Here is a 26,978-nt window from a genome sequence, read left to right as displayed (position 1 = left end):
GCCGCGGGGCCGGTCCCCCACCCGCAACGACACACCCGGCGCCGCCCGCCTCGGGCGATCTGCCGCCGGGACGGTCCCCCACCCGTGGCGGTCGGCCGCCACCGCCTCGGGCAATCTGCCACCGTCCGGTGCCGCCCGCCTTGGGCAATCTGCCACCGTCCGGTGCCGCCCGCCTTGGGCAATCTGCCGCCTTGGGCGGCAGGGTGGGCAAGGCGGCCCCCGGTGCCGCGCACCCACGACGACGGGCGCCGACCCCGGCACCGGCCCGGGGCCCCGGCGCCGCCCCGCGCTCACAGCGACCCGAGGAAGCCCCGCAACACCGCCTCCCCCGCCACAACCCCCCGTTCAGCCAGCACCGTCACCCGGGGCGACACCCACCCCACATCCGCCAACTCCCCGTGCCCCGGCCGCCACCCCCGGTCCACCACGCGGAGCAGATCCGCGTCCAGCAGCGAATCCCCCGCCCCCAACGTCAACCCCGCCCCCACCCTCCGCGCGACCTCGGAAACCGCCGCCCCCTTGGTCAACGGCTTCGGCACGGCGTACACCTTCCGCCCCTGAAGCGACACCCCCCAGCCGACCCCGTCGGCCCACTCCCCGAGCTCCTTGACCCACCCCTCCGGCAACGCCGCCCGGTCGACGACCAGATACGCGAACAGATCCTCCGCGACCCGCTCCTTCAGCAGCCACGCCGGATCCGCCGCGGCGACCATCCGCTCCCGCACCTCCCCGAGCGGCGCACACTCCGAGTCGAGCCGCTCCCCGACCGCACGCCGCCACTCCGGGTCGGACACCCCGTCGACCAACAGGTGCCCACCGTTCGCACAGATCGCGTACGCCGGCGCCGCCCCCGGCAACCGCACCCGCGCGTACTGCTCCCGCGTCCGCGTGGTCGTGGGCACGAACACCGCACGCCGCCCCAGCTCGACCAACAGCTCGGCCGCGTCCTCAGTGACGTACGACAGGGGTCTGCCCTCGTACACCTCGACGCAGAGCAGCCGCGGCGCCCGCGCGTCCGGCATGGTGAGGCCGAGCGCACCGGCGGAGTAGATGAGCGTACGGTCGAGGTCACTCGCGACGACGACGGTGGGGGTGGTGGTCACTTGGCCGCCACCGCCTTGCCGTCCGTCCCCGTCGCCCCGCGCGTGAACTTCGGATGGATCAACCCGACGCAGGTGTACGGGAGTTCACCGACCACCTCCACCGGAACCCCACGCTGCTCCGCCAGCAGCCGCACATGGTCGAGATCGGCCCCGGCGTCCTCGCACGCGAGGATCTTCCAGGGGACCCGCCGCAGCAGCACCCGCGTCGTCTCGCCGACCCCCGGCTTCACGAGGTTCACGTCGTGGATCCCGTACTCCTCGCTGATCCGCTCGACGGCCGCCCACCCTTCCCACGTGGGCGTGCGGTCGATCCCCTGCAATTCCTTGGCCTCGGCGTCGACCGCATCGGCGACCTCCGCGAACCGCTCCTCCACCGCGTCGAGGAACCGCCCGGAGACGTCCGAACCTGCCAGCTCGGAGTAGAACTTCGCGCCGTGGAAATCGTCGGGCCCGACCAGGTCCGAGCGCAGCACCGTCCGCGAAATCAGCCCGGACACCGTGGAGTTGAGGCAGGCCGAGGGGATGAGGAAGTCCTCCCGCGTCCCGTACGTCCGCACGCACGACCCCGGGTCGGCGAGCACGGCGATCTCCGGGTCGAACCCTTCGAACTCGGCGACCGCGGCGGCGAGTTCGCGCGTGATGGCGCCCTTGCCGGTCCACCCGTCGACGAACACCACGTCCGCCGGATCGTGGTGCGCGGCGAGCCAGCGCAGCGCGTTCGCGTCGATGCCCCGCCCGCGCACGATCGACACGGCGTAGTGCGGCAGCTCCAGGCCGTGCCGCCGCAGCGCCCAGCGTCGCATCAGCACCCCCACCGGCGTCCCCGCGCGCGCGAGCGACACGAGGACCGGGCGCGGCGAACGCTCGGCGAGCACCGTCTCGGTGACGACGCCCACCGCGTGCGCTATTCGTCCCGCCGACGCGTCGAGCGCCGCGTGGAACAGCTCCTGGTACCGCGCGCTGGGCTGGTACTCGACGGGCAGCGACTCCGCGTAGTGCGCGCCACCGCCCTGAATGGCCTCCTCGCGCTCCTCGGTCGGCGCCTCCAGCTGTACGTCCGAGAGGTCCTGGAGCAGCCAGCCCACCTCGTCCGGCGCGTACGAGGAGAACGCGGGGCCGCGCAGCGGCTCGGGCAACGGCATGGGGGACCTTTCCTGAGGAACGTACGACGGCACCACGACCACGACGACCCGCGACGCGTGCTCGGCGACCTGCTCCAACAGCCCGCCGGGGCCTTCGAGTTCGACCGTGTCGCCCACCGAGTCGAGCACGACGACGACCGTGTCGAAGCCGCCGCCCGCGACGTTGTACGCGAACCGCTCCCCCGGCCCGTCGGCCGGCGCGTCGTGCGCGGGGAAGACGAGGCGGCTGCGGATCGCGTAGCCGGGGTCGTCGACGGCGAGGACGGGCGAGCGGGTCGTGGTGGAGTACGCGACGTCGGCGCCCGCCGCCTCCAGCTCGGTGGCGAGGCGCAGTGGCGCGTACATCAACTCCTCGTTGCCGAGCACGAGTACGCGTCCGTCGCCGAGGTGCGGCGCGAGGCGCGCGGCCATGCCGGGCAGCGCCGCTTCGAGGCGCTCCCGGTGCTTTGGCGTGAACCCGTGCCGTCCGCCGTCCGGCAGGCCCCGCGGCCAGCCGATGTCGTCGAGGCGTACGACCTGGGCGCGCTCCTTGCGGGGTGCGGGCAGTCGGCCGCCCTCGTGCGCGGCGACGAGCGCCTGCCCCTTCTCCAGCACTCCGTCGGGCAGCTCCACCGTGCCGCGCGCGGCGACCACCAGGTCGACCCGGGCCCCTATCTCGCTCGCGAACCCGGCGAGCCGCCCCTGGTCGCCCGGCGAGCGCATGTCGACGAGCGCGACGATGACGTAGTGCTCGCGCGCGTGCAGTTCGTGCAGCGCCCGGATGGTGTTCAGGACCGTGTTCCCCGTGGAGAACTCGTCGTCGACGAGGACGAGCGGGCCGTCCCCCGCGAGCAGGTGCGGGTCCTCGGGCAGCAGCAGGTGCGAGGTGGCGTGCGAGTGGGACTCCTCGAAGCCGCCCGCGCGGGCCACGCCCTCGACGGGCCTGCGCGTGGAGTGCAGATAGGTCGCGAGGGCGAGACCGTCGGCGACCGAGTGCCCGAGTCCCGTCGCCGTCTCGGCGTAGCCGAGGACGACCGCCCGGCGCGCCGCGTCGTCGCCCAGCAACTCCCGTACGCGTACGCCGAGTTCGCGCCCCGAACTCCACACCACCGACGGGCGCTGCGGGACGTGCTTGCCCAGTACGTTCGACACCAGCAGGTGCGCGCGCTTGGGGTTGCGCCGCAGCGCGAGGCCGAGCAGCCCGGGCAGTTCCCGGTCCCCGGTCAGCCCGACCCCGAGCCGCTCGGCGACCCACTCCCCTGACCACACCACGTTCCCGCTGCCTCTCGCCTCTTCACGCACCCCGACCTCACGCACCCCGAATTCACGCACCTCGAAAGCCCGACTCTCCTCGTCACTCATCCCGGCAACCCGGCCGTCAGCAGCTCCACGAACCCCACGTCCTCCCGCGCCACCCCGAACGCCTCCGCGCGCCGCAGCGTGCGCTCGGCCCACGCGCGGTGCGGCTTCACCTCGTTCATCTTGTTCGTGTACGCCGACCGGAGCACGCCGCCACCGCCCCGCTCGGGCCGCAGTATGTCGCAGGCGTCGCTGTACTCCTCGTGGCTGACGACGGAGAGCGCGTGCACGGGCAGTACGTGCGTGGGGTGGATGCAGGTCTTGCCCAGCAGGCCATTGGCCCGGTCCAGCTCGATCTCGCGCAGCAGGCCGTCCATGTCGTGCCGGATGAGCGCCTGCCGCAGGTCGTCGGCCCGCCCCTCCAGGAAGGGGCTGCGGCGCAGCTGCGGCTTGAACATGCGCTCCTGGTGGCGGAAGTATTCCCAGACGGGCCCGGTCACCGTGAACCCGGTGCCGTCCGCCCGGCCCAGCAGGTTGACCACGTCGGCGATGACGGAGGCCACGATCTGGACGTCGTACGCCGTCATGTCCGCCGGCCTGCGCAGCCCGTACGCCGAGCAGAAGTCGGTGACGCCGAGGCGCAGCGCGAGGACGCGGTCGCGGTACTTGTCGACGGTGCGGGCGATGCCGGCCAGCGTCTCGCCGCGCGTCTCCAGGTACAGCAGGTCGGGGGACTCCAGGACCGGCATGGCGAAGAGCCGCCGTCCGGTGGCCGCCTCGGCCGCGGTGAGGGCCTCAAGGAACGGAACGCCGCGCTCCTCGGTGAACTTCGGCAGCACGAATCCGGACAGCATGTCGACGGCGCCGCCGAGCCGCGCCACGAGGTCGGTGATCTGCTCCGGGTCCCGTACCCGGATGAAGAGCAGGGGCGGCTCGGCCCCCTCGGTGTGCCTGCGCGCGAGCTCGGTGAACTGCCGCACCAGGTTCTCCTCGGCGCCCGGCACCTCGCCGTCGTGTATGGAGTCCTCAAGGCACAGCACCATGGAGACGACGCCTCGTCCGGCCTGCTTGAGCACGTCGTCGGCGAGGTGCGGGCGGGTCGCCGGACTGTAGAGCGTCGCCCCGAGTGCCGCAGCGAGCATGCGGGGCGGGGAGTCCGCGGTGAAGTCCCGCGGCTCCTCGTGGAACAGACGCTCCCGCACCTCAGGGGCGATGTGCCCGAAATGACGCATAAGACTCCCCCGTACCGCTGGGCCACCCGAAATGATGTGGCCGGTAATAGTACGTACAAGGGTGTGTCAAAGGTTCCCGTGTGTAATGAAATTCTGGTAACTGGCGCGTGTCGCGCACCGCTTACCGGTCTCGCGCACGGCGGACGATGCCTGCGCACAGAGATGTCGATCTTTGCACCCCGCGTTGTCCCGGCCAGGATCGGGGAGGCAGGATGACCGCATGACGCACGCGATGCTCAAGGGGGCGAACGTCCCGCTCGACGCCACAGCGGTGCGCGCCGTGCTCCACTGGTCTCCGGGGCAGGGCGTGTCGGCCGTTGACGCTTCGGCGCTGTTGCTCACCGCGGACGGACAGGTCCGTTCCGACGAGGACTTCGTCTTCTACAACCAGCCGCGCCACCCCGGCGGGAAGGTCTGGCGGCTCGGCCAGAAGCGCGTGGCCGACGGCATGACGGACACCGTCCAGGCGGACCTCTCGGGCGTCCCCGCGGAGATCACCCGGATCCTCGTGACGGCCTCCACGGACCCGGAGGGCACCCCGTTCGAGAACGTGCGGTCGCTGCGGCTGTCCGTCCACGACGCCGGGGCCGAGTCCGCCGAGCCGATCGCGTACTTCGACATCAAGCCGGAGACCGGCGCCGAGACCGCCCTTATCTGCGGCGAGCTGTACCGGCGCGGTGACGGCTGGCGGCTGCGCGCGGTCGGCGAGGGCTACTCGGACGGCCTGGTGGGCCTCGCCACCGACTTCGGCATCTCGGTCGACGAGTCCGCCGAACCCGATGCCGCGCCCGCCGCCGAGCCCGAGCCCGAGCCCGTGCCCGCCGCACCCGCCCCGGCCACCGAGCCCGCGCCGCCCCTCGCGGCTCCCGGCCCGATGCCCGAGGCGGCGCCGGTCTCGGCGACGTCGTTCCCGCTGCCGCCCCAGCAGCCGCCCGCGTACGGGTATCCGCCCGCGGCCGCCACCCAGCAGCAGCCGCCCGCGTACGGGTATCCGCAGCCGGTGTCGGCGTGGCCCGATCCGGCCTTCAAACTCCCGCCGCAGGGGCCGCAGTTCATCGGCCAGTGACGGACTTGTAGCCCCGGCCCCACTGCAGGCCCCACCCGTAGAGCCGGTCGAGCTCGGCCTGGAACCCGTACACGAAGCGCACCTCGCGCCGCACGACGAGGTCGCCCTTCACGTTCTCGATGGAGACCACGGCGCACGAACGGGCCTGCGGCGCCCGTTCGTCGAGGCTGATCTCGATCCGGGGGCCGTTGCTCGGGTACAGCGTCACGTGGGCGTGCGTACGGTCGAACGCCGGCGTCTGGTCGTAGATGTACACGAACACCAGCAGACGCTTGATGTCGTCGCGGTGATCGAGATTGACGTAGATCGTCTCACCGGACGCCGAGCCGAACCGGTCGTCACCGCTGAGCTTCACGTACGGCGCTTCGTTGATCGCCCCGAAGAAACTGCCGAGCGGCTGTACGACACCCTTCGTGCCGTCCTTCAGCTCGTACAGACAGCCGAGGTCGAGGTCCACATTGACCATCGACTGGGTGTGGGCCTGCACCACATCGGGTTTGAACATGCTGAACGGATGCCGCACCAGGCTGTTCCGCTTGGGACCGCCGATGTCCGAAGTCCGCATCCGCCACGACAGGTTGACCCGCAGGTTGCCGGTGGCCGCGCCCTGTTTGGAGAGCGAGACGACCGGATGTCGCTTGGTGAGTTCGATGGAGTTGGTCGCCGCACTGCCCGAATCGAACTCGAACTGCGGGGAGTTCCCGCGCCATACCCTGTCCCAGAAGGACATACCGCCCCCAAGTGCCGCCGTCCATGCCGACGGGGCGGCCGCTGAGGACTCGTCCTCGTACAACCGCCCCGCTCACAGCGTTCCAGGAATGCCCCAGGGGTCAAACCCGCGAATCAGACTCCTGATGACACCTCGGCCTTGTCCGAACTCCCGGACTCGCCCCCGGCCGCCGCGATCCGCTTGTTGCGCCGCACCGAGGACAGGAAGGACCAGGCGATCAGCACGACGCCGATCATGCCCGTGATGAGCTCGCTGATCTCGTACTGGATGGTGACCAGAAGGATCACGGCGAGCGCGCCGATCGCGTAGTGCGCGCCGTGCTCCAGGTACACGTAGTCGTCCAGGGTGCCCTGGCGGACCAGGTAGACCGTGAGCGAACGGACGTACATGGCACCGATACCGAGGCCGAGCGCCATCATCACGATGTCGTTGGTGATCGCGAAGGCGCCGACCACACCGTCGAAGGAGAAGGACGCGTCCAGGACCTCGAGGTAGAGGAACATGAAGAACGCGGCCTTGCCGGCCATCACCACGGCCGACTGCGACTTGCCCTCACGCTTGGCCTGTTCCTCGGCCTCGTGCTCGCGCTCCTCCTCTTCCTCGAGACGGTTCTCGAAGAAGCCCGAAAGGCCGTTCACCACGAGGTACGTGATGAGGCCCGCGACGCCCGCGAGCAGCACGGTGGCCTGCTTGTCCGCGTGGTGACCGCCGTGCTGGTACGCGTTGACCGCGACGGTCATGGAGGCGATGAGCAGCACGATCAGGGCGATGCAGACCGACAGCATGTCGACCTTGCCGAGCTTGGCGAGCGGGCGCTCCAGCCAGCCGAGCCACTTGATCTCGCGCTCCTCGAAGATGAAGTCGAGGAAGATCATGAACAGGAACATGCCACCGAAGGCGGCGATGGACGGGTGCGCGTCCGTCACCAGCTGCTGGTAGCGGTCGGGCTGGTTGAACGCGAGGTCGAGCGCCTCGATCGGCCCCAGCTTGGCGCTGATGGCGACGATCACGACGGGGAACACGAGCCGCATACCGAAGACGGCGATCAGCACACCGACCGTGAGGAAGATCTTCTGCCAGAAGGCACTCATCTTCTTCAGGATTCCGGCGTTGACCACCGCGTTGTCGAAGGACAGCGAGATCTCGAGGACCGCGAGGATCGCGACGACCCCGAAGGCCTCCCATCCGCCGTAGAAGACAGCGGCGATCAGGCCGAGCACGGTGATCGCGAACGACCAGCCGAAGGTTTTCAGAAGCACTGGCTACCCCATCGTGTGAACGGTGCAGGAAAACCCCGGAACCGCCCGAGCTTGAACCTCACCAGGAGAACGCTTTAGGAAACGTTGACTCCGAAGTCTAGAGCGATGCCCCGGAGCCCGGACGCATACCCCTGGCCAACTGCCCGGAACTTCCACTCTCCTCCGTATCGGTACACCTCGCCAAAGATCATGGCGGTTTCGGTGGAAGCATCCTCAGAGAGGTCGTAACGGGCGAGTTCCTGACCGTCCGCCTGGTTCACGACGCGGATGAACGCGTTGCTGACCTGGCCGAACGTCTGGCTCCTGTTGTCCGCGTCATGGATGGAGACCGGGAAGACGATCTTGTCGCAGCCCGCCGGCACCTTGGGGAGGTCGACCAGGATCGACTCGTCGTCCCCCTCCCCCTCGCCGGTGAGGTTGTCCCCGGTGTGCTCGACCGAGCCGTCGGGGCTCTGGAGCTGGTTGTAGAAGATGAACCACTCGTCGCCCATGACCCGGCCGCCGCTGCAGAGCAGCGCGCTGGCGTCGAGGTCGAAGTCGGCTCCGGTGGTGGAGCGTGCGTCCCATCCGAGCCCGACCAGGATCTGCGTGAGGTTCGGTGCGGCCTTGGAGAGGGAGACATTGCCTCCCTTGGCGAGTGTGACGCCCATGATCGTGTTCCTCCCCGAGGTGTGGTGGTGCGGTGGTCGAGCGCGTCCGGCGCCGCACTGCGGGAGTGCGGCGCCGGACGGGATGAAACGTGCTGCGGTGCTTCGGCTCAGACGTTGACGCCGAAGTCCTGCGCGATGCCGCGCAGACCCGACGCGTAGCCCTGGCCGACAGCGCGGAACTTCCACTCCGCCCCGTTGCGGTACAGCTCACCGAAGACCATGGCGGTCTCGGTGGAGGCGTCCTCGGAGAGGTCGTAGCGGGCGATCTCGCTGCCGCCCGACTGGTTCACGACGCGGATGAAAGCGTTGCGCACCTGGCCGAAGGACTGCTGGCGGTTCTCGGCGTCGTAGATCGAGACCGGGAACACGATCTTGTCCACATCGGCCGGGACCGACGCGAGGTCGACCTTGACCTGCTCGTCGTCGCCCTCGCCCTCACCGGTGGTGTTGTCGCCGGTGTGCTCGACCGAGCCGTCCGCGCTCTTCAGGTTGTTGAAGAACACGAAGTCCTGGTCGTTGCGGACCTTGCCCTCGGCGTTCGTCAGGATGGCGCTGGCATCGAGGTCGAAGTCCGTACCCGTGGTGGTACGGACGTCCCACCCGAGGCCCACGACCACGGCCGTGAGGCCAGGGGCCTCCTTGCTCAGCGATACGTTGCCGCCCTTGCTGAGGCTGACTCCCACGAATCCTCCCTATGGTCTCTAGGGGCGGGGAGCCCCCGTGCTGCTCTGGTATCGGATCAACGTCTGGATCCTAGTAAGGGGTTCCCGCCCCGGCGAGGGATCCTGCACGGTGTCGTCCGTCGGTACTCGTCCTACAGCGCGTCGATCGCCTTGATGTACTCGTTCAGGTCACGCGCGTCCGGCAGGCCGTTGACGACGGTCCAGCGGACGACGCCCTCCTTGTCGATGATGAACGTGCCACGCACCGCGCAGCCCTTCTCCTCGTCGAAGACGCCGTACGCGCGCGAGGCCTCGCCGTGCGGCCAGAAGTCGCTCAGGAGCGGGTACTCAAGGCCCTCCTGCTCGGCGAAGACGCGCAGCGAGAACGGGGAGTCGTTCGACACGGCGAGCAGCTGCACGTCGTCGTTGACGAACTTCGGCAACTCGTCACGCAGCGCGCACAGTTCTCCGGTGCACACCCCGGTGAAGGCGAACGGGTAGAAGAGCAGCACCACGTTCTTCTCGCCGCGGAAGTCCGAGAGCTTCACGGTCTCGCCGTGCTGGTTCTTGAGCTCGATCTCCGGAGCCTGGGTGCCGGCCTCGATCGCCATGGTGAAGCTTCCCTTCGGTGGGGCTGTTCGGGTGGCTTCAGCCTAGTTGGCCGCGTACATGCGCCGCCGAGCAGGTGGGTGCGGGGCGTGCGGTCACGCGTGAGGGCCCCCGCGGGCGCTGTGGCGCACCTGCAGGGGCCCTCACGACGGTTTCTCGTTCCGCTGGGACTGCTATCGCTTCTTGGCGGCTGCCTTCGGCGTGGCCAGACGGCTTGCGGTCCAGTCCTTACCCGCGCTGACGCTCTTGCTCGCGGTCAGGCCCGCCGTAGTGGCGGCCTCGCCGATCTCACTGGCCTCGACGTAACCGTCGCGGCCGGTCTTCGGCGTCAGAAGCAGGATGGAGCCGCCCTCCTCCATGTAAGCGATGGCGTCCACCAGCGCATCAGTAAGGTCCCCGTCGTCATCACGGAACCAGAGCACCACGGCGTCAGCCACGTCGTCGTAGTCCTCGTCGACGAGCTCGGAGCCGATGGCCGCCTCGATGGTCTCTCGGAGCTCCTGATCGACGTCGTCGTCGTAGCCGATCTCCTGGACCACCTGGTCGGTCTGGAAACCAAGCCTCACGGCAAGGTTCGTTTCCGCGTGGTCCGCGGTCGCGCTCACGGATTGCCTCCTGATCGTGTTTACGAAGTTGTCTACAAGCCTCGCGTACGCGCGAAGCATTGGCCGTAGTCCACACGTGCGCGACGGATCGCGCAAGTACCCGGCCGTCAAGACCGCCGAAACGGTGACTTTCCAGGCTGTGTCACCGCAACTCCTGTCAAGGATCCCCGTGGGCCAGTGATGTATGCCACAGCGATCTGTCAGCTTTGCCCGTCACTGCCCGAGCACCGAGCGCGACCGGGGGGCCAGCCACCCCCACGGAACACGTGAGCGAAATCAGCGTATCGTGGCGATTTGAGCGCGACGGCTGGCGGGATGCGGACCGGACCTCGAATTACCTCTCGGTAGAGATGACGATTCCGAATTCGAGGTACACGATGGACAACGGCGCACCCGACAGTGGAACAGTGGCATCACCGACAGTGAAGGAACAGCGTGGTTTCCGGATCCGATCGCACCCCGATCATCATTGGCGGTCTTCCCAGCCAGGTCCCGGACTTCGATCCCGAAGAGACCCAGGAGTGGCTCGACTCTCTTGACGCCGCAATCGACGAGCGCGGCCGCGAGCGGGCCCGGTACCTGATGCTCAGGCTGATCGAGCGGGCCCGCGAGAAGCGCGTGGCCGTGCCCGAGATGCGCAGCACGGACTACATCAACACGATCGCCACCAAGGACGAGCCGTTCTTCCCCGGCAACGAGGACATCGAGCGCAAGGTCCTCAACGCGACGCGGTGGAACGCGGCGGTGATGGTGTCCCGGGCCCAGCGGCCCGGTATCGGCGTCGGCGGCCACATCGCCACCTTCGCCTCCTCCGCGTCCCTGTACGACGTGGGCTTCAATCACTTCTTCCGTGGCAAGGACGAGGGCGACGGCGGCGACCAGGTCTTCTTCCAGGGCCACGCCTCTCCGGGCATCTACGCCCGCGCCTATCTGCTGGACCGGCTCAGCGAGGAGCAGCTCGACGGCTTCCGCCAGGAGAAGTCGAAGGCGCCCAACGGGCTGTCCTCGTATCCGCACCCCCGCCTCATGCCGGACTTCTGGGAGTTCCCCACCGTCTCCATGGGCCTCGGCCCGCTCGGCGCGATCTTCCAGGCCCGGATGAACCGCTACATGGAGGCCCGCGGCATCGCCGACACCTCCAAGTCGCAGGTGTGGGCCTTCCTCGGCGACGGCGAGATGGACGAGCCCGAGTCCCTCGGCCAGCTCTCCATCGCCGCCCGGGAGGGCCTCGACAACCTCACCTTCGTCGTCAACTGCAACCTGCAGCGCCTCGACGGCCCGGTGCGCGGCAACGGCAAGATCATCCAGGAGCTCGAGTCCCAGTTCCGCGGCGCCGGATGGAACGTCATCAAGCTGGTCTGGGACCGCAGTTGGGACCCGCTGCTCGCGCAGGACCGGGACGGCGTCCTGGTCAACAGGCTGAATACGACGCCCGACGGTCAGTTCCAGACGTACGCCACGGAGACCGGCGACTACATCCGCGAGCACTTCTTCGGCGACGACCACCGCCTGCGCGCGATGGTCGAGAACATGACCGACAAGGAGATCCAGCACCTGGGCCGCGGCGGTCACGACCACAAGAAGATCTTCGCCGCGTTCCAGGCCGCCCGGGAGCACAAGGGCCAGCCGACGGTCATCCTGGCGCAGACGGTCAAGGGCTGGACCCTCGGCCCGAACTTCGAGGGCCGCAACGCCACGCACCAGATGAAGAAGCTGACGGTCGACGACCTCAAGGGCTTCCGCGACCGGCTGCACATCCCGATCACCGACGCGCAGCTGGAGAGCGGCGCCCCGCCGTACTACCACCCCGGCCGGGACTCCGAGGAGATCCAGTACATGCACGACCGCCGCAAGGCGCTGGACGGGTACGTCCCGACCCGTGTCGTGCGCGCGAAGCCTCTTCAGCTCCCGGACGACAAGGCGTACGCGGGCGTCAAGAAGGGCTCCGGACAGCAGTCGATCGCCACCACGATGGCGTTCGTCCGGCTGCTCAAGGACCTGATGCGGGACAAGGAGATCGGCAAGCGCTTCGTGCTGATCGCTCCCGACGAGTACCGCACCTTCGGCATGGACTCCTTCTTCCCGAGCGCGAAGATCTACAACCCGCTCGGCCAGCAGTACGAGTCCGTCGACCGTGAACTCCTGCTCGCCTACAAGGAGTCGGCCACCGGCCAGATGCTGCACGACGGCATCTCGGAAGCGGGCTGCACGGCGTCCCTGATCGCCGCCGGCTCCGCCTACGCGACCCATGGCGAGCCGCTGATCCCGGTCTATGTCTTCTACTCGATGTTCGGTTTCCAGCGCACCGGCGACCAGTTCTGGCAGATGGGCGACCAGCTGGCGCGCGGCTTCGTCCTCGGCGCGACCGCCGGCCGCACGACCCTGACCGGCGAGGGCCTTCAGCACGCGGACGGACACTCGCAACTGCTCGCCTCGACCAACCCCGCCTGCGTCGCCTACGACCCGGCGTACGCCTACGAGATCGCGTACATCGTCAAGGAAGGGCTCCGCCGGATGTACGGCCCGACCGCCGACGGCAAGGCGGGCGAGGACGTCTTCTACTACCTCACCGTCTACAACGAGCCGATCCAGCACCCCGCCGAACCGGCCGATGTCGACGTCGAGGGCATCCTCAAGGGCATCCACCGCATCAGCACCGGGACTTCGGGCTCGATCCCCGCCCAGATCCTGGCGTCGGGCGTCGGCGTCCCGTGGGCGATCGAGGCGCAGCAGATCCTCGCCCAGGACTGGAACGTCCGGGCGGACGTCTGGTCCGCGACGTCGTGGAACGAACTGCGCCGCGAGGCGGTGGAGGTGGAGCGCCACAACCTGCTTCACCCAGAAGAGGAGCAGCGCACGCCCTACGTCACGCAGAAGCTGTCGGGCGCGCAGGGGCCGTTCGTCGCGGTCTCCGACTGGATGCGCTCCGTGCCCGACCAGATCGCGCGCTGGGTGCCGGGCACGTACCAGTCGCTGGGTGCGGACGGTTTCGGTTTCGCGGACACCCGGGGCGCCGCGCGTCGCTTCTTCCACATCGACGCCCAATCGGTCGTGGTCGGGGTGCTCACGGAGCTGGCCCGTGAGGGCAAGGTCGACCGCTCGGTCCTCAAGCAGGCGATCGACCGCTACCAGTTGCTCGATGTCTCGGCCGCCGATCCCGGCGCGGCCGGGGGCGACGCCTGACAGATCGAGCTCGACGGAGGGCGGCGAGAGCTTCGGCCTCGCCGCCCTGTGGAGTCGACCTCTCGGAACGTCAGCGGTTCGTGCTCAGAACGCTCCTCCCGCGAAGGGCCCGGCCGCCGAGGCCAGCCAGACCACCGCGAGGAGTGTGTCGATCGCGCCGAGCACGACCGCGACGAGTGCCGGTACCGACTGTGTGCCGGTCCAGCGTCGGCCCATGGCCAGCCAGCCGCAGACGACGGCTACCGGTCCGAGCACGATCCTCAGGATGAAGAAGCCTGCGATCGCGCAGACGAGGCCGATGATTCCGAGCGACGCGCGGTCCGGCCCGGTCCGTGGCCGTGCGCGGCCACGTGAACGGGGGTGCTTGCGCGTGGTGTGTCCGAAGCCCGCCATCATCACTCCCTGAGTTCTTCCGGTACTTCCGGACTCGGGCGATGCTTCGGGTACCCCCGCTTGCCGCGGTCTATCGCGCGCGGTACTCCACTGTCCCTGCCGGGGCCCCTATTGCTCCCAGACCTTGAACGCCCTTGCGCGGTACGGGGATTCGGGCTCCCATGTCCCGCTGCCGGGGTACGTCTGGAACTCTCCGGTCTCCGCGCACTCCGCGGATTGATACGTGGTGACGGGACGGCCGGTGCGATTGGCGAGGGACACCGCGCTGCTCCCCTCCGGCAGCGCGATGCAGCTCTCGATGTCGATATCGGCCAGCTCATAGGCGTGCCGGGACCCCTTGAACCCGCTCTTGCCCCAGAGACACAGCTCTCCGGTCGCGCAGTCGCCCAAGGTCGGTGGCGCCGCCGCGGTGGCGAGGCCCGGAGTGAGTGCCACCGCGGCGAGTGCGGTCGCGGCGGCAGCCGTGGTCATGAACGTACGCATGTGATTCAACCCCCGTGTCGTGTCGACCAGTTGCGTTCGCGACTGATCGCTTGCCAGACACTCTGGCCCGGAAGCTCCGGTTCCGGGAAGGGCTGCCGGGGGACGTCACCCTGATAAGCGAAAGCCCCCGGATAGTTCCCCGGGGGGCTTCCCTCACAAGAGCGGTTTCGCGCGATATCAAGACGGATACGCGCGATCCGTGCCGGTGGCCGGCCGTCAGATGTGCGCCGCGCCCGCGCCCGCCTCCGCGTTCTCCCCGCGCTTGGTCAGCAGCGCGACGAAGATGGCGACGACGGCGACACCCGCGGCGACCAGGCAGGCCATGCTCATGCCCGAGATGAAGGTGTCCTGCGCGACGCCCGTGATCTTCTCGGCGAGCGCCGACGGGGTGCCCGGAGGCACCGGCGCGACACCGACCTGGACCGCCTCCGACGCCTGGCCCAGCTGGCCGTGCGTGAGCGGCGGGAGCCCGGCGCCCGTCCAGTTCCCGGCGAGGTCGCTGTCGACCTTCGATGCCATGACGGCGCCGAGCACGGCGGTGCCGAGGCTGCCGCCGATCTGCATCGCGGCCTGCTGGAGTCCGCCGGCCACGCCGGAGAGCTCCAACGGAGCGTTGCCCACGATGACTTCGGTGGCGCCCACCATCACGGGCGCGAGGCCGAGCCCCAGCAGGGCGAACCAGAGGGACATGATCCCGCTGCCCGTTCCCGCGTCCAGCGTGGACATCCCGTACATGGCGGCGGCGGTGAGCGTCATGCCGCCGGCGAGCGGGACGCGAGGGCCGAACTTCGTGATCATCGCTCCCGCCAACGGCGAGCCGACGATCATCATGCCGGTCAGCGGCAGCAGGTGCATGCCGCTCTCGACGGGGCTCATGCCGTGCACGTTCTGGAGGTAGAACGTGACGAAGAACAGTCCGCCCATGAACGCGATGGCCATCAGCACCATCAGGACCACACCGGCCGACAACGGCACGGACCGGAACAGGGCCAGCGGGATGAGCGGTTCGGTGACGCGGTTCTCCCAGAACGCGAACACCACGAAGCACAGCACCGAGCCGGCGATGAAGCTCCAGGTCATGCCGTCGCCCCAGCCCCACGTCGGCGCCTTGATGAGCGCCCAGACCAGGCAGAACATCGCGGCGGACAGCAGCACGATGCCGAGGACGTCGAAGGACCGCGGCGCGTTCTCGGCGCGGTGGTCCAGGAGGATGAAGAGCCCCAGGACAAGGGCGAGGACGCCGATGGGGACGTTGATGAAGAAGACCGACTGCCAGCTGACGTGCTCGACGAGCAGGCCGCCGACGATCGGGCCGCCGGCGGTCGAGGCGCCGATGACCATGCCCCAGATGCCGATCGCCATGTTCAGCTTCTCGGCGGGGAACGTGGCGCGCAGCAGGCCGAGCGCGGCAGGCATGAGCAGCGCTCCGAACAGGCCCTGGAGCACGCGGAAGGTGATGACGAAGGCGATGCTGTCGGACAGGCCGATGGCCCCCGACGCGGCGGCGAAGCCGATGACACCGATGAGGAAGGTCTGCCGGTGGCCGAATCGGTCACCGAGCTTGCCCGCGGTGATCAGCGTGACCGCGAGGGCGAGGAAGTAGCCGTTGGTGATCCACTGAACGTCGGCGAAGGTGGCGCCGAGGTCCTTCTTAATAGTCGGGTTGGCGATGGCGACGATGGTGCCGTCGAGGGCGACCATCATGACGCCGATCGCGACGGAGAAGAGTGTCAACCAGGGGTGACCGCGCAGCCCCTTGGCCGGTGCCGGGACGTGCTCGGGCTCCGGAACCCGATCCGCCTTGTCGACAGTGGTCTGACTAGTCATGTGTTCGAGGCTAATGACAGCCACTGACAGTTGACTAACCATTTCACAAGTCAGTAACTGTCACGTCGCTCACACTATGGTGAGCTGCACAAACGGCAAGAAAGAGGGCCATGACGGATCGAATCAACCTGCGTGAACTCAAGAAGCAACGCACGCGAAACACCTTGTTGCGCACCGCACTTGAGCTTTTCACGACCCAGGGGTTCGACCGGACGACGGTCGACGAGATCACCGAGGTCTGCGAGGTGTCCCAGCGCACGTTCTTCCGGTATTTCGCGAACAAGGAGGATGTCGCGCTCGCGGTGCAGCAGACGGTGGAGTCCCACTTCGTCGCCGCGCTGCGCGAACGGCCCTTGGAGGAGAGCCCGTTCGAGGCACTGCGACGGACCGTACTCGGCGCCTGGGACGCGCTGAGCCGTGTCGTGGAGGAGCTCATCCCCCTCGAACTCCACATGCGCGCCTATCAGATGATCGAGTCCACGCCCTCCCTGCTCGCCGTCCACCTGCGCCGCTCCATCGAACTGGAAGAGGAGCTCGCGCGCGTGATCGCCGAACGCGAGGGACTCGACGTGGACAGCGACCCGCGCCCGCGCGTGGCCGTGGCCGCGTTCGGTGGCGTCATGCGGACGACCGGGCGGCTGTGGGGCGCGGGAGAGGACGCGAGCGTCGAATCGATCCGCGCGCTCACCGAGTCGTACCTGGATCACTTGAGGCCTTCACTGGCCGGGCAATGGCGCCGCGACCAGGAGTGACCACCGCGAGCGCGGCCCCCTACGCAGCGTGAGGCAGTACTACAGTCACGTCCGGTTTTACCCAAATACACCACAAGAAACGTGATCCGCCTCACCTCATTCACGGTGCTGGATGCGCTTCTCCTAGGGTGTCCCGCAGTGACTTCCTTCGATACCTCTCCCCAACTCAACGTCTGGCGCGCACTGCTTGCGCTGGTCGTCGTGTTCGTCATGCTGGCCACCACCGGCTGGACCGCGGTACGTCATCAGCGAGGCGTCACATCGCCGCTCCGGACCGCGCTCACCGCTTGGGACCACGGCCGGATAAACGGACATGCCCTGCCCGCGCACGACGGCTCCCCCACCCGCCTCGCGCATTTCTTCGGCTCGCTGAGCGCGCACCAGCGCGGCGAACTCGCCGCCCGGTACCCGCTCGCGGTCGGCAACATGAACGGTGCCCCTGTAGAGCTGCGATATCGCGCCAACCGCGTCGCGCTCGACCAGGCCCGCCAGGTCGAACACAAGCGCATGTACGACCACCGGTTGTCGTCCGTCGGTCACGCCGACGCGAAGAAACGCATGAACAGGTTCACGTCCCTGGCGAAGCCCGATCGCAAGATCCTCGCCTTCGACCCCTTGGGCGCCGGCCGGGTCGCCGAGGTCTTCGGTGACCTCGACAAGGCCCAGCGGGTGTCCGTCGTGGTGCCGGGTGTCGACACGAACGTGCTCACCTTCGAGCGCACGTCCCGCCAGTACTCGGCGCCCGTGGGCATGGCGCGCTCCCTGTACGGCGCCGAGCGCAGCGCCAGCCCGCACACGCGTACCGCGGTCGTCGCGTGGGCCGACTACACCGCGCCGGCCGGCCTGGGTGTGGACGCCGCGACGGCGATGCGCGCCGACGAGGGAGCGGTACGGCTCAACGCCATGCTCCGCGGTCTGCCCGGCCGGTCCTCCGTCGCCCTGTACTGCCACAGCTACGGCTCGGTGGTGTGCGGCGTCGCGGCGCACCACATGCCGGGGCGGGTCAGCGACATCGCGGTGGCGGGCAGTCCCGGCATGCGCTCACAGAGCGCCGCGGGCCTGGGCACGCACGCGCGCGTGTGGGCCACCCGCGACAGGGACGACTGGATCCAGGACATTCCCTACATGGAGGTGGGTGGCCTCGGTCACGGGGCCGACCCCGTCTCCTCCGCGTTCGGCGCGCGCGTCATGGCGGCAGGCGACTCCAAGGGCCACACCGGCTACTTCGTACCGGGCACCGAGAGCCTCGCCAACTTCGCCGACATCGGCACCGGCGGCTACAAGACAGTGCACTGTGCCGGCGGAGGTCAGGGCTGTCTGGACGGTTTCTCCGGGAACGTCTCCGCCTGACGCGCGTAGAAAGTGCTGAAACAGCGGTCTGCCGCGACAGGCGACGGAGACGCGCGCGCCGCCTACGATGAGCCACATGGGTGACGTACTGGCCGGATTTCATGCCGCCTGGGAGTTCGAGTCCGACTCCGTGCTCATCCGCTTCGAACGGGGGATCCGCACGCCGAAGCTCCTTCAGGCGCTGGGCGAACGCCGCATCCCCCTGGAAGCGGTCGCGGCGGTGACCCTGACGCCTGGGAAACGCGGGACCGTCGTGCTGCACGCGGTGCCGCGGCCGGGCGCGGACCCTCTGATGGACGCTGCCGCGGGCCAGCTCAAGGAGGGCAGCGACCCGTACCGCCTCGTGCTGCCCGCCGAGCGGGAGACGCTCTGCGAGTACTACGCGGACGAGCTGCGGGCGAAGCTCTGCGACCAGGAAGACGTGCGTCCGGAGAGCTATCTGGTGGCGCCTCCCGAGGCGCCCCGCCAGTTCAAGGCCTACGACGGGAAGGCCACCTTCGACGGAGACGCGGTGGCCTTCCGCTGGTTCTGGACCGGAGCGTCTTCCGCGAAATGGAAGGCCGGGGACAAGACGTTCCCGATCTCGGACCTGAGCGGCGTCGAATGGCGCTCGCCCGAACTCTTCGAGGGGCACCTGCGCCTGCTGCCCCGGGACGCTGCCGGGGAGCAGCCCGGTCAGGCGGACCAGGACCCGGCCGCGGTCGTCTTCGGTCTCGGCTACGGCCCGGTGCACGAGTCGCTGCCGTTCGCCGCCTCGGTGCTGGCGGCCGTGCGCGCGTCCGGACCCGCGCCATCGCAGGGCGGGGCCCTGTGCACCGAGTCGGCGGGGCCCGGGAGGCGCGATCCCGCGGACATCGCCGACCGCATCCGGCACCTGGGCGAGCTGCACCAGGCGGGTCTGGTGACCGATGCGGAGTTCACGTCGAAGAAGGCCGAGCTGCTCGCCGAGCTGTGAGGGCAGGCCGCGCCCTCCGATACCGGGAAAACGCTCGGCCACCGGTTCTCTCATACCTGGGTAGGGGGTGCGGTTGAGCACTCCGGTATGACGGCGCGAGCGGGTCCGGGTGTCTACGCTGATCTGGCCATGAGCACCGCACCGCCATCCCCCGAGAAAACGCCCCGGCCGCCGGACGACGGCACCGGCCGGGCGGACTCTCGGCGTGTGACCGGGGCGGTGCGGCGACTGGGCGACCGGCTGGCCTCGGCCGGGGCGACGCTGACCGCGGCTCTGGGCGACGACCGGTCGGAACCCCTGCTGGCACACGCGCCCCGCCGTTGGATGCGGCTGCTGCCCTATCTGATCGCGCTGGGTTTCACGGCGTCGCTGATTCCGGTCACGACCCAGGTGCTGGCGAACGACTACGGGGTCGGCGGCGGCCTCGCCGCGGCGATCGGCGTGGCGCAGTCCGCCCCTCTGGTCCTCGCGGTGAGCCGGCCGCTGACCGCCTGGTACATCATGATCACCGCGGCCGTGCTGGGCACGATCCCGCTCTTCCAGGGGGACGCGCACCGCGCGTCGCCCTGGACGCCCATGGTGATCGTCGCGTACCTGGTGCTGTGCGTCGCGCTGGCTCTGCGAGAAAGCCGTCGCACTCTCATCAACATCTGGCTGGTCACCGTCGCCGCCAGCATCGCGGTCGGCATCTTCCGCGACAGCACCAGCCAGGACACGGGGGTGCTGCTCATCGTCCTGAGCGGTGGGGTGCTGCTCCTGGGCGCCCTGTTGCGGGAGCGCGGCGAGACCAGACGCAAGCTCGTCGTGCAGGAGACGATCAGCGAGGCCGAGCGGACCCGCAGGACACTGCTCGAAGAGCGGGCCAGGATCGCGCGCGAACTGCACGACGTCGTCGCCCACCACATGTCGGTGATCACCGTGCAGGCGGACTCCGCGCCCTACCGGCTGCGGGACCTGCCCGGCGAGGCGCGCGAGGAGTTCGAGTCGATCGCAACGGGCGCTCGCGCCTCGCTGACCGAGATGCGCCGTCTCCTCGCGGTCCTGCGCAGCGAGGAGGCCCAGGGCGACCTCGTGCCGCAGCCGGGTCTCGCGCACCTGCGTCAGCTGGTCGAGGCGACCGTACGAGGCGGGGTGCCGGCCGACCTGTCCGCTCCGGAGCTGGCTCTCGTCGGGGAACTGGCCCAGGTGCCCCCGGCGGTGGACCTCTCCGCGTACCGCATCGTGCAGGAGGCCCTGTCGAACGTGGTGCGGCACGCTCCGGGTGCACGGACCCAGGTCTCGATCGGCCTCGACGGCGACGCCCTGCTGGTGGTCGTGGTCAACGGGCCGGCGCCGGAGCCGGTATCGCCCGTCGAATCGACCGCCGGTACCGGACACGGCCTGATAGGGATGAGCGAGCGCGTACGGTTGGTCGGCGGCACGCTGGACGTGGGCCCGCTGCCCGACGGAGGTTTCCGTGTCGCGGCCCGGCTCCCGTTGACCGTGCCCGACTCCACGACGGCATAAAGGAATTCGGCACGCATGACCATCCGCGTGATCATCGTCGACGACCAGAGCATGGTGCGGGCGGGTTTCGCCGCGCTGCTGAACGCGCAGAGCGACATCGACGTCGTGGGCGAGGCCCCGGACGGCAGGGAGGGCGTCCAGGTGAGCCGCTCCACGCATCCCGATGTCGTCCTCATGGATGTGCGGATGCCCGAGATGGACGGGCTGGCCGCGACTCAGGAACTGCTGGACCCACCGCCCGGCGTGGTGCACCTGCCGAAAGTGCTGATGCTCACCACGTTCGACGTCGACGACTATGTGTACGCGGCGCTGCGGGCGGGCGCCTCCGGGTTCCTGCTCAAGGACGCGCCGCCGGCCGATCTGATCGCCGCGGTGCGCGTGATCGCGGCCGGTGAGGCACTGCTCGCTCCGACGGTCACCAAGCGGCTCATCGCGGACTTCGCCAAGACCCGACCCGCGCACCGCAAGAGCCACTCTCCGCTGCTGAAGAGCCTGACACCGCGTGAGGCCGAGGTGCTCGAGCTGATCGCCCGCGGGCTGTCCAACCAGGAGATCGCGCAGAAGTTGGTGCTGGCCGAGCAGACGGTGAAGACCCATATCGGCCGTGTGCTGGCGAAGTTGGGCTTGCGTGACCGGGCGCAGGCCGTGATCTTCGCGTATGAATCGGGCCTTGTCTCGCCCGGCGACCAGTGAATCACCGCCCCTGAGGCGCCGACCCCCTACTGCGGTATCAGTCACGAATACCCAGGTATCAAGGGTTAGTTGGCTCCGCAGTGTGACGCCCCGGCCGCGTCCGTCCTCCTACCTTCCCCTCGTCACACCACTGGACGAAGGGGATACGGGCAATGGGCCTGAGCTCTTGGAAACAACGCGGCCGTCGTGCCGTCGCAGCAGCCGCGCTCACGGCACTCGCCGTGTCCGGCACGGCGGGCTGGGCATCGGGCCAGGAGCAGCGCCCGCTCACCGGCCCTCCCCCGGGCACCGCCTCATGGCGCGCGGACGATTCACTTGGCCGCGCGCTGCCTGACCCGGCGACGGCGAAGCCATCACAAGTCGCGTCCTTCTTCGGAGGGTTGAGCGGACCGGAGCGGCATGAACTGGTCGCGCGACACCCATCGGTCGTCGGCAATCTGGACGGCGCCCCGATCGCTCTGCGGTACGAGGCAAACGCGTTGTCCCTGCGGGCCGAGCAGGCCCGGGCGCGCGCCGACGCAAAGAACCGATCGCTGACCGAGCGGCAGCGGATCTCGGCGCGTGCGCTCGCCGACCGCTGCTCCCAACTGCTCGCGCAGGACCGCCGGATACTCGCCTTCGACGCCCGTGGGCGTGGCCAGGTGGCTGAGGTCTTCGGCGATCTGGAGACGGCTCGGCATGTCTCCGTGATCGTGCCGGGTTCCGATATCGACCTGGGCACGTTCGACCGGACCAAGGATGTGTACGGCACACCGGCGGGGATGGCGCGCTCGCTGCACCAGGCGGCGGGCGGGCGGACGGCCGTGGTGGCGTGGGCCGGATACACCACTCCGGTGGGTCTGGGCCCGGACGCGGCCACGGGCCGGCTCGCCGAGGCGGGAGCCCCCAGGCTGGTCCGCTTCGTGCAAGGACTCACCGCGGCGGGCGCCCCGAAGCCCACCGTCTTCTGCCACAGCTACGGGTCGGTGGTGTGCGGGCTCGCCGCGTCCCGGCTTCCCGCAGCGGACCTGGTGGCCCTCGGTTCACCCGGACTGCACGCCGACACGGTAGCCGACCTGCACACCCGCGCCAGGGTGTGGGCGACCCGGGACGACAGCGACTGGATCGGCAAGGTGCCGAACGTCGAGCTGTTCGGTCTTGGGCACGGAACCGACCCGACAGACCCGTCCTTCGGAGCCCGGCGGATTCCTTCCGCGCAAGCACAGGGACACACGGGCTACTTCATGCCGGGCACGGACTCGCTGCGTGCCTTCGCCGACATCGCCACCGGAGCTGCGTCATGACCGCCACTTCTCTTCGCGCTTCCGTGTCCTCGGCCATCACCTCGATCGACGCGAAGACCCCGGCGCACCGGGACCGTGCGGTGGACGGGCTGCGGGCATTGGCCCTGCTCGCCGTGCCCACCGGCCACTGGCTGCTCGCCGGCTTCACGCTGGACCCGCAGGGCGCCCTGCACAATGCGAGCCCACTGAGCAGCTTCGGTTTCTTCGCGCCTCTCAGTTGGGTGTTGCAGATGCTCGGGGTCTTCTTCCTCGTCGGTGGATACGCGTCGGTCCTGTCGTTCCGGCGGGCACGGGAGCGTGGCACATCGACGGCCGGCTGGCTCCGGGGCAGGCTCGCCCGGCTGGGCCGGCCCGTGCTGGGCGTGACCGCGGTGTGGGCCGCGATGGCCCCCTTGCTGTACGCCTTCGGGGTGCCCATGGCGACACTGCGCACAGCTTCCACCCTGGTGATACAGCCCCTGTGGTTCGTCGGCATCTACACCGTGATCACCGCGCTCACACCGTGGTGCATCAAGGCGGCGCACAGGCTCGGCGCCTGGTCCGCGGTCCCACTGCTCGGATCGGTCGCCGTCGTCGACTTCCTTCGGTACGGCCCCTTCTCCTCGGCCATGCCGTCGTGGCTGAGCCTGCTCAATCTCCTGCCGGGCTGGCTGTTCGCCTATCAACTCGGCGTCTGCTGGGGCGAGAAGAGGCTCGGAAAGCGGGGCGCCTGGGCGCTGCTCGCCGGTGGCACGGCTCTGTTCGCGGCCTTGCTACTGCTCTTCCACTACCCGGCGTCGATGGTCGGGGTGCCGGGCGAGGCGCGGACGAACTCGCACCCTCCGTCGCTGTTGGTCCTCGCCCTCGCGGCCGCACAGAGCGGTGCGGCGATACTGGTGCGGGACCGCCTGGCCAAGCTGCTGCGCCGCCCGGCCCTGTGGGCGCCGGTCGTGGTCATCAACCTGTCAGCGATGACCATCCTGTGCTGGCACCAGACAGCGCTGCTGGCGGCGGCGATACCCGGCTCCTTCGCCGGCGCGATACCGGGCCTCACGACGGCACCGGACACGCTCGCCTGGATAGCCATCCGCCTTGCGTGGCTGCCGCTGTTCGCGACACTGCTCGTCCTGATAGGCCGCTATGCGCGGGGCTTCGAGTCACCGTGGAAGCGGGTGAGTCGGGGGCGCAGGGCGCTGGCAGGACTGCTCGCGGCCGGGTTCGCGGTGTTCGCGCTGGGGCTGGCGTGAGGCACACCAGCCCCAGGAGCCTGAAGCATCCCCGTGGGCTCCCGGCTACTCGCGGCCCGCCGACGTGAAGCTCATGTCCGCGTAGCGGTCGCCCGAGACCTTCGAGGCGATCGGCTCGAGGAGCGTCAGTTCCTCGTCGGTGAGGACGATGTGGGTCGCGGCGGTGTTCTCCTCGACGCGCGTGCGCTTGCGTGTACCGGGAATGGGGACGACACCGAGGCCGAAAATCCCGGCCTGCTGCTGCACCCAGGCCAGGGCGATCTGACCGGGTGAGGCGTCGTGGGCGTCGGCGACCTGCCGGAGCGGTTCCAACAGGGCCGCGTTGGCGGCGGCGTTGTCCCCGGTGAACCGGGGCTGTTGGCGCCGGAAGTCGTCGTCGGCGAGTTCCTTGTCGGCGGAGACGAAGGCGCCGGTGAGGAAGCCACGGCCGAGCGGGGAGTACGGGACGAGCGCGACGCCGAGTTCCGCGGCGGCGGGCACGACCGAGCGTTCGATGTCGCGGCTGAACAGCGACCACTCGGACTGGACGGCCGCGATCGGATGGACGGCGTGGGCGGCGCGCAGTTCGGCGGCGGTGACCTCGCTCAGGCCGAGGTGCTTGACCTTGCCGGCGGCGACGAGTTCGGCCATCGCGCCGACCGACTCCTCGATCGGCACCTTCGGGTCGCGGCGGTGCATGTAGTACAGGTCGACCGAGTCGACGCCCAGCCGCCCGAGGCTGGCGTCGATGCAGGTCCTGATGTAGGCGGGGTCGTTATTGATGACGCGCTTGTACGGGTCGCTCGGATCGGACCCGATGGCGAACTTGGTCGCCAGGATGATCTCGTCCCGGTGCGCCTTGACGAAAGGAGAGAGGAACTTCTCGTTCTCACCGGCACCGTAGGCGTCGGCGGTGTCGTACAAGGTGACGCCGAGTTCGAGGGCCCGCTCCAGGGTGGCCCTTGCCTCATCGGCGTCCGTCGGTCCATAGGCCCAGCTCATCCCCATGCAGCCGAGGCCCTGAATGCCCACCACGGGCCCGTTGTTTCCCAACTCAACAGTGGAAATGCGCCGCTGCCCGCCCGCTCGCGGCGTCCGCTCCGTGCTGCTCATGCGGTTCACGCCCTCTCCGGCGCCGGTCGGGCGCCCGCATAGAAGTCGATCTTGTAGTCCAGTACGGCCAGGGTGTCCTGCAGCTCCGCCACCCGGTTCAGGACGTCGCGGCGGGTCGCTTCGAGCAGTTCCCGGCGCTCGTCGAAGGTCTGCTCACCCCGGCGCACGAGTTCGGCGTAGCGCACCATGTCGGCCACCGGCATCCCGGTGAGCCGGAGCTTGCCGACGAGGGACAGCCAGTCCAGGTCACGGTTGCTGTAGCGGCGCTGCCCGGTGTGCGAGCGGTCGACGTCGGGCATCAGGCCGATCCGCTCGTACCAGCGCAAGGTGTGAGCGGTCAGTCCGGTGAGGGCGACGACCTCGCTGATGGTGTAGTGGTCCTGGCCCTCCCGGCGGGGGTGCGAAGGGGGCGCCGAGGCACAGTTGTCGGTCTTCCGGGTCGCCGCGCGGGGCCGGGACGTGGTCTCCATCACCGTCATGCCCCCACGCTAGAACCTTGGAGTGCACTCCAAGCAAGCACGGCAGAGAAAATCGGGGAGACACCTCGAAGACGGTCCGGTTACGGTGCGGGCCATGACTGTCGTACGCCGCGCCACGCCCGCCGATGCCGAGGAACTGGTCCGCCTGCGCAAGATCATGCTGGACTCGTTGAGACCGAGCGACGACGTGACATGGCAGCCGGGCACCGAGAAGGCACTGCGATCTCATCTGGCCGACGAGTGCGGCCCGTTGGCGGTGTTCGTGGTCGAGGCGCCGGACGTTCCAGGCACGCTCGCGGCCTGCGCGACCGGCACGATCAACCTCAGCCTGGGCAGCCCCGGAAACCCCGGGGGCACTTCGGGTCACGTCTTCAATGTGTGCACCGATCCGGCGTTCCGCCGCCGCGGTTACTCGCGGGCCTGCATGGATGCGCTGCTGGCCTGGTTCAAGGAGCGAGACATCCGCCGCATCGATCTGCACGCCTCCACCGAGGGCGAGCCCCTGTACTCCTCCCTCGGCTTCGCCCGTACTCCCGCGCCCTCGATGAGGCTGACGCTCTGACGCCGTCGGCGAGGATTTAGGCTCGTACGCATGCAGAGCCTCGCGTTGATCGAGAACTGGCCGGTACCGACCGCCGCAGCAGCCGTCGTCCGTGCGGACGGCACGGTACTGGGGACCCGGGGACCCACGGCCCACCGTTTCCCGCTGGCCTCGGTCACCAAGCCGCTCGCGGCCTACGCGGCACTGGTCGCGTACGAGGAGGGGGCGATCGAGTTCGAGGAGCCGGCGGGCCCCGAGGGCGCGACGGTCCGGCATCTGCTGGCCCACACCAGCGGGCTCGCCTTCGACGAGCACAGGACGATGTCGGAGCCGGGCACCCGGCGGCTGTACTCGAACGCGGGCTTCGAGGTGCTCGGGGACCACATCGCGAAGGCGACGGACATTCCGTTCGGCGAGTACCTGCGCCAGGCCGTGCTCGAACCGCTGGGGATGACGGCGACAACGCTCGACGGATCGCCTGCCAAGGACGGTGTGTCGACGGTGGACGATCTGGTGCGGTTCGCCGCCGAGGTGCAGGCGCCAAGGCTGCTCGACCCGCGGACCGTGGCCGAGGCGATGACCGTGCAGTACCCGGGCACGAAGGGCGTGCTTCCGGGGTACGGGCACCAGAACCCGAACGACTGGGGCCTCGGCTTCGAGATCCGGGATCACAAGTCGCCGCACTGGACGGGGAGTTCGTCGTCGCCGCGGACGTTCGGGCACTTCGGGCAGTCGGGCACGTTCCTGTGGGTGGACCCGGATGCGGGGGTGGCCTGTGTGGCGCTGACGGATCGGGCGTTCGGGCCGTGGGCGGCCGAGGTGTGGCCGCCGTTCACCGACGCGGTGCTCGCGGAGGTCTGACCGCGGACCGGGGCCGGC

Annotated in this window: 25 protein-coding genes; 11 read left to right on the top strand and 14 right to left on the bottom strand. The window is 69.4% G+C overall.

Translation table 11 applies throughout. The features are described from left to right. Positions 1-290: 290 nt before the first annotated feature. From ACP4E5_RS30995 to ACP4E5_RS30985, 3 genes are all read right to left on the bottom strand, one after another. Complete coding sequence (locus ACP4E5_RS30995) at positions 291-1,103, bottom strand: HAD family hydrolase (RefSeq protein ID WP_425834401.1); 813 nt, start codon at positions 1,101-1,103, stop codon at positions 291-293. Then, positions 1,100-3,496, bottom strand: coding sequence for a phosphoribosyltransferase (locus ACP4E5_RS30990; protein ID WP_425841768.1), 2,397 nt, complete (start codon positions 3,494-3,496; stop codon positions 1,100-1,102). The genes ACP4E5_RS30995 and ACP4E5_RS30990 overlap by 4 nt, the downstream gene beginning before the upstream one ends. A gap of 86 nt (positions 3,497-3,582) precedes the next feature. Then, the gene (locus tag ACP4E5_RS30985; protein WP_425834399.1) at positions 3,583-4,755 is read right to left on the bottom strand and encodes an HpcH/HpaI aldolase/citrate lyase family protein; all 1,173 of its coding nucleotides are present in this window, start codon (positions 4,753-4,755) and stop codon (positions 3,583-3,585) included. Between the two features lie 220 nt (positions 4,756-4,975). On the opposite strand from ACP4E5_RS30985, the gene ACP4E5_RS30980 reads away from it, so the two are divergent. Continuing rightward, complete coding sequence (locus ACP4E5_RS30980; RefSeq protein ID WP_425834397.1) at positions 4,976-5,821, top strand: TerD family protein; 846 nt, start codon at positions 4,976-4,978, stop codon at positions 5,819-5,821. Here ACP4E5_RS30980 and ACP4E5_RS30975 read toward each other — a convergent pair. The 6 genes from ACP4E5_RS30975 to ACP4E5_RS30950 all read right to left on the bottom strand — a co-directional run bounded on the left by ACP4E5_RS30975 (position 5,808) and on the right by ACP4E5_RS30950 (position 10,336). Then, positions 5,808-6,551 carry a TerD family protein gene (locus ACP4E5_RS30975; RefSeq protein WP_425834395.1) on the bottom strand — a complete coding sequence of 248 codons (744 nt, stop codon included), beginning with the start codon at positions 6,549-6,551 and terminating at the stop codon, positions 5,808-5,810. The two genes, ACP4E5_RS30980 and ACP4E5_RS30975, sit on opposite strands and share 14 nt — an antisense overlap. A 113-nt stretch (positions 6,552-6,664) precedes the next feature. Beyond that, positions 6,665-7,810 (bottom strand): DUF475 domain-containing protein, encoded by a 1,146-nt coding sequence (locus ACP4E5_RS30970; protein WP_425834393.1) that lies wholly within the window; start codon positions 7,808-7,810, stop codon positions 6,665-6,667. Between the two features lie 74 nt (positions 7,811-7,884). Continuing rightward, on the bottom strand, positions 7,885-8,460 hold the full coding sequence (locus ACP4E5_RS30965) for a TerD family protein (protein WP_425834391.1): 576 nt from the start codon (positions 8,458-8,460) through the stop codon (positions 7,885-7,887). A 107-nt stretch (positions 8,461-8,567) separates the two neighbouring features. Beyond that, positions 8,568-9,143 (bottom strand): TerD family protein, encoded by a 576-nt coding sequence (locus ACP4E5_RS30960; protein WP_425834389.1) that lies wholly within the window; start codon positions 9,141-9,143, stop codon positions 8,568-8,570. A 131-nt stretch (positions 9,144-9,274) separates the two neighbouring features. After that, on the bottom strand, positions 9,275-9,733 hold the full coding sequence (locus tag ACP4E5_RS30955; RefSeq protein WP_425834387.1) for a peroxiredoxin: 459 nt from the start codon (positions 9,731-9,733) through the stop codon (positions 9,275-9,277). Between the two features lie 171 nt (positions 9,734-9,904). Continuing rightward, positions 9,905-10,336, bottom strand: coding sequence for a DUF3052 domain-containing protein (locus ACP4E5_RS30950; protein WP_266720038.1), 432 nt, complete (start codon positions 10,334-10,336; stop codon positions 9,905-9,907). A gap of 435 nt (positions 10,337-10,771) precedes the next feature. Here ACP4E5_RS30950 and aceE point away from each other — a divergent pair, with 435 nt between their 5' ends. Continuing rightward, positions 10,772-13,519 carry a pyruvate dehydrogenase (acetyl-transferring), homodimeric type gene (gene aceE / locus ACP4E5_RS30945; protein ID WP_425834384.1) on the top strand — a complete coding sequence of 916 codons (2,748 nt, stop codon included), beginning with the start codon at positions 10,772-10,774 and terminating at the stop codon, positions 13,517-13,519. Positions 13,520-13,603: 84 nt separating this feature from the next. Here the strand turns inward: aceE and ACP4E5_RS30940 are convergent, their stop codons facing one another. The 3 genes from ACP4E5_RS30940 to ACP4E5_RS30930 all read right to left on the bottom strand — a co-directional run bounded on the left by ACP4E5_RS30940 (position 13,604) and on the right by ACP4E5_RS30930 (position 16,222). Further along, positions 13,604-13,912: a small hydrophobic protein gene (locus ACP4E5_RS30940; RefSeq protein WP_425834382.1), complete on the bottom strand. Its 309-nt coding sequence runs from the start codon at positions 13,910-13,912 to the stop codon at positions 13,604-13,606. 108 nt (positions 13,913-14,020) lie between these two features. Further along, complete coding sequence (locus tag ACP4E5_RS30935; RefSeq protein WP_425834380.1) at positions 14,021-14,395, bottom strand: peptidase inhibitor family I36 protein; 375 nt, start codon at positions 14,393-14,395, stop codon at positions 14,021-14,023. Between the two features lie 216 nt (positions 14,396-14,611). Continuing rightward, the gene (locus tag ACP4E5_RS30930; RefSeq protein ID WP_425834378.1) at positions 14,612-16,222 is read right to left on the bottom strand and encodes an MFS transporter; all 1,611 of its coding nucleotides are present in this window, start codon (positions 16,220-16,222) and stop codon (positions 14,612-14,614) included. A 110-nt stretch (positions 16,223-16,332) separates the two neighbouring features. Here ACP4E5_RS30930 and ACP4E5_RS30925 point away from each other — a divergent pair, with 110 nt between their 5' ends. The 7 genes from ACP4E5_RS30925 (at position 16,333) to ACP4E5_RS30895 (ending at position 23,987) form a co-directional block, all read left to right on the top strand. After that, positions 16,333-16,974, top strand: a complete 642-nt coding sequence (locus tag ACP4E5_RS30925; protein WP_425834376.1) for a TetR/AcrR family transcriptional regulator — start codon at positions 16,333-16,335, stop codon at positions 16,972-16,974. Positions 16,975-17,112: 138 nt separating this feature from the next. After that, positions 17,113-18,324, top strand: a complete 1,212-nt coding sequence (locus ACP4E5_RS30920) for an alpha/beta hydrolase (RefSeq protein ID WP_425834374.1) — start codon at positions 17,113-17,115, stop codon at positions 18,322-18,324. 76 nt (positions 18,325-18,400) lie between these two features. Further along, a complete protein-coding gene (locus ACP4E5_RS30915; RefSeq protein ID WP_425834372.1) occupies positions 18,401-19,279 on the top strand; it encodes a DUF4429 domain-containing protein in 879 nt (292 codons plus the stop codon). Between the two features lie 129 nt (positions 19,280-19,408). Beyond that, positions 19,409-20,785, top strand: a complete 1,377-nt coding sequence (locus ACP4E5_RS30910) for a sensor histidine kinase (RefSeq protein ID WP_425834370.1) — start codon at positions 19,409-19,411, stop codon at positions 20,783-20,785. A 15-nt stretch (positions 20,786-20,800) separates the two neighbouring features. Further along, positions 20,801-21,478, top strand: a complete 678-nt coding sequence (locus tag ACP4E5_RS30905) for a response regulator (protein ID WP_425834368.1) — start codon at positions 20,801-20,803, stop codon at positions 21,476-21,478. Between the two features lie 152 nt (positions 21,479-21,630). Beyond that, the gene (locus ACP4E5_RS30900) at positions 21,631-22,761 is read left to right on the top strand and encodes an alpha/beta hydrolase (protein ID WP_425834366.1); all 1,131 of its coding nucleotides are present in this window, start codon (positions 21,631-21,633) and stop codon (positions 22,759-22,761) included. Beyond that, a complete protein-coding gene (locus ACP4E5_RS30895; protein ID WP_425834364.1) occupies positions 22,758-23,987 on the top strand; it encodes an acyltransferase family protein in 1,230 nt (409 codons plus the stop codon). Before ACP4E5_RS30900 ends, ACP4E5_RS30895 begins: the two co-directional genes overlap by 4 nt. A gap of 45 nt (positions 23,988-24,032) precedes the next feature. On the opposite strand, the gene ACP4E5_RS30890 is transcribed toward ACP4E5_RS30895, so the two are convergent. Then, a complete protein-coding gene (locus ACP4E5_RS30890) occupies positions 24,033-25,079 on the bottom strand; it encodes an aldo/keto reductase (RefSeq protein ID WP_425834362.1) in 1,047 nt (348 codons plus the stop codon). Between the two features lie 5 nt (positions 25,080-25,084). Further along, the gene (locus ACP4E5_RS30885) at positions 25,085-25,558 is read right to left on the bottom strand and encodes a MerR family transcriptional regulator (protein WP_425834360.1); all 474 of its coding nucleotides are present in this window, start codon (positions 25,556-25,558) and stop codon (positions 25,085-25,087) included. Between the two features lie 94 nt (positions 25,559-25,652). Here ACP4E5_RS30885 and ACP4E5_RS30880 point away from each other — a divergent pair, with 94 nt between their 5' ends. Together ACP4E5_RS30880 and ACP4E5_RS30875 are read left to right on the top strand one after the other, a co-directional pair. Then, positions 25,653-26,120: a GNAT family N-acetyltransferase gene (locus ACP4E5_RS30880; RefSeq protein WP_425834358.1), complete on the top strand. Its 468-nt coding sequence runs from the start codon at positions 25,653-25,655 to the stop codon at positions 26,118-26,120. Between the two features lie 30 nt (positions 26,121-26,150). Next, positions 26,151-26,960: a serine hydrolase domain-containing protein gene (locus ACP4E5_RS30875; protein ID WP_425834356.1), complete on the top strand. Its 810-nt coding sequence runs from the start codon at positions 26,151-26,153 to the stop codon at positions 26,958-26,960. Positions 26,961-26,978 lie beyond the last annotated feature (18 nt).

The organism is Streptomyces fractus, from assembly GCF_049844455.1.
In the GTDB taxonomy this organism is placed as follows: Bacteria; Actinomycetota; Actinomycetes; order Streptomycetales; family Streptomycetaceae; genus Streptomyces; species Streptomyces fractus.
This window is presented reverse-complemented; position numbering and strand designations above follow the sequence as displayed.

Coding starts and splice junctions, on each gene's coding strand:
- ACP4E5_RS30930 (WP_425834378.1), bottom strand. CDS start 16,222: ATGACTAGTCAGACCACTGTCGACAAGGCGGATCGGGTTCCGGAGCCC.
- ACP4E5_RS30910 (WP_425834370.1), top strand. CDS start 19,409: ATGAGCACCGCACCGCCATCCCCCGAGAAAACGCCCCGGCCGCCGGAC.
- ACP4E5_RS30940 (WP_425834382.1), bottom strand. CDS start 13,912: ATGGCGGGCTTCGGACACACCACGCGCAAGCACCCCCGTTCACGTGGC.
- ACP4E5_RS30985 (WP_425834399.1), bottom strand. CDS start 4,755: ATGCGTCATTTCGGGCACATCGCCCCTGAGGTGCGGGAGCGTCTGTTC.
- ACP4E5_RS30980 (WP_425834397.1), top strand. CDS start 4,976: ATGACGCACGCGATGCTCAAGGGGGCGAACGTCCCGCTCGACGCCACA.
- ACP4E5_RS30880 (WP_425834358.1), top strand. CDS start 25,653: ATGACTGTCGTACGCCGCGCCACGCCCGCCGATGCCGAGGAACTGGTC.
- ACP4E5_RS30895 (WP_425834364.1), top strand. CDS start 22,758: ATGACCGCCACTTCTCTTCGCGCTTCCGTGTCCTCGGCCATCACCTCG.
- ACP4E5_RS30875 (WP_425834356.1), top strand. CDS start 26,151: ATGCAGAGCCTCGCGTTGATCGAGAACTGGCCGGTACCGACCGCCGCA.
- ACP4E5_RS30975 (WP_425834395.1), bottom strand. CDS start 6,551: ATGTCCTTCTGGGACAGGGTATGGCGCGGGAACTCCCCGCAGTTCGAG.
- ACP4E5_RS30915 (WP_425834372.1), top strand. CDS start 18,401: ATGGGTGACGTACTGGCCGGATTTCATGCCGCCTGGGAGTTCGAGTCC.
- ACP4E5_RS30935 (WP_425834380.1), bottom strand. CDS start 14,395: ATGCGTACGTTCATGACCACGGCTGCCGCCGCGACCGCACTCGCCGCG.
- ACP4E5_RS30925 (WP_425834376.1), top strand. CDS start 16,333: ATGACGGATCGAATCAACCTGCGTGAACTCAAGAAGCAACGCACGCGA.
- ACP4E5_RS30905 (WP_425834368.1), top strand. CDS start 20,801: ATGACCATCCGCGTGATCATCGTCGACGACCAGAGCATGGTGCGGGCG.
- ACP4E5_RS30885 (WP_425834360.1), bottom strand. CDS start 25,558: ATGACGGTGATGGAGACCACGTCCCGGCCCCGCGCGGCGACCCGGAAG.
- ACP4E5_RS30890 (WP_425834362.1), bottom strand. CDS start 25,079: ATGAGCAGCACGGAGCGGACGCCGCGAGCGGGCGGGCAGCGGCGCATT.
- ACP4E5_RS30900 (WP_425834366.1), top strand. CDS start 21,631: ATGGGCCTGAGCTCTTGGAAACAACGCGGCCGTCGTGCCGTCGCAGCA.
- ACP4E5_RS30965 (WP_425834391.1), bottom strand. CDS start 8,460: ATGGGCGTCACACTCGCCAAGGGAGGCAATGTCTCCCTCTCCAAGGCC.
- ACP4E5_RS30955 (WP_425834387.1), bottom strand. CDS start 9,733: ATGGCGATCGAGGCCGGCACCCAGGCTCCGGAGATCGAGCTCAAGAAC.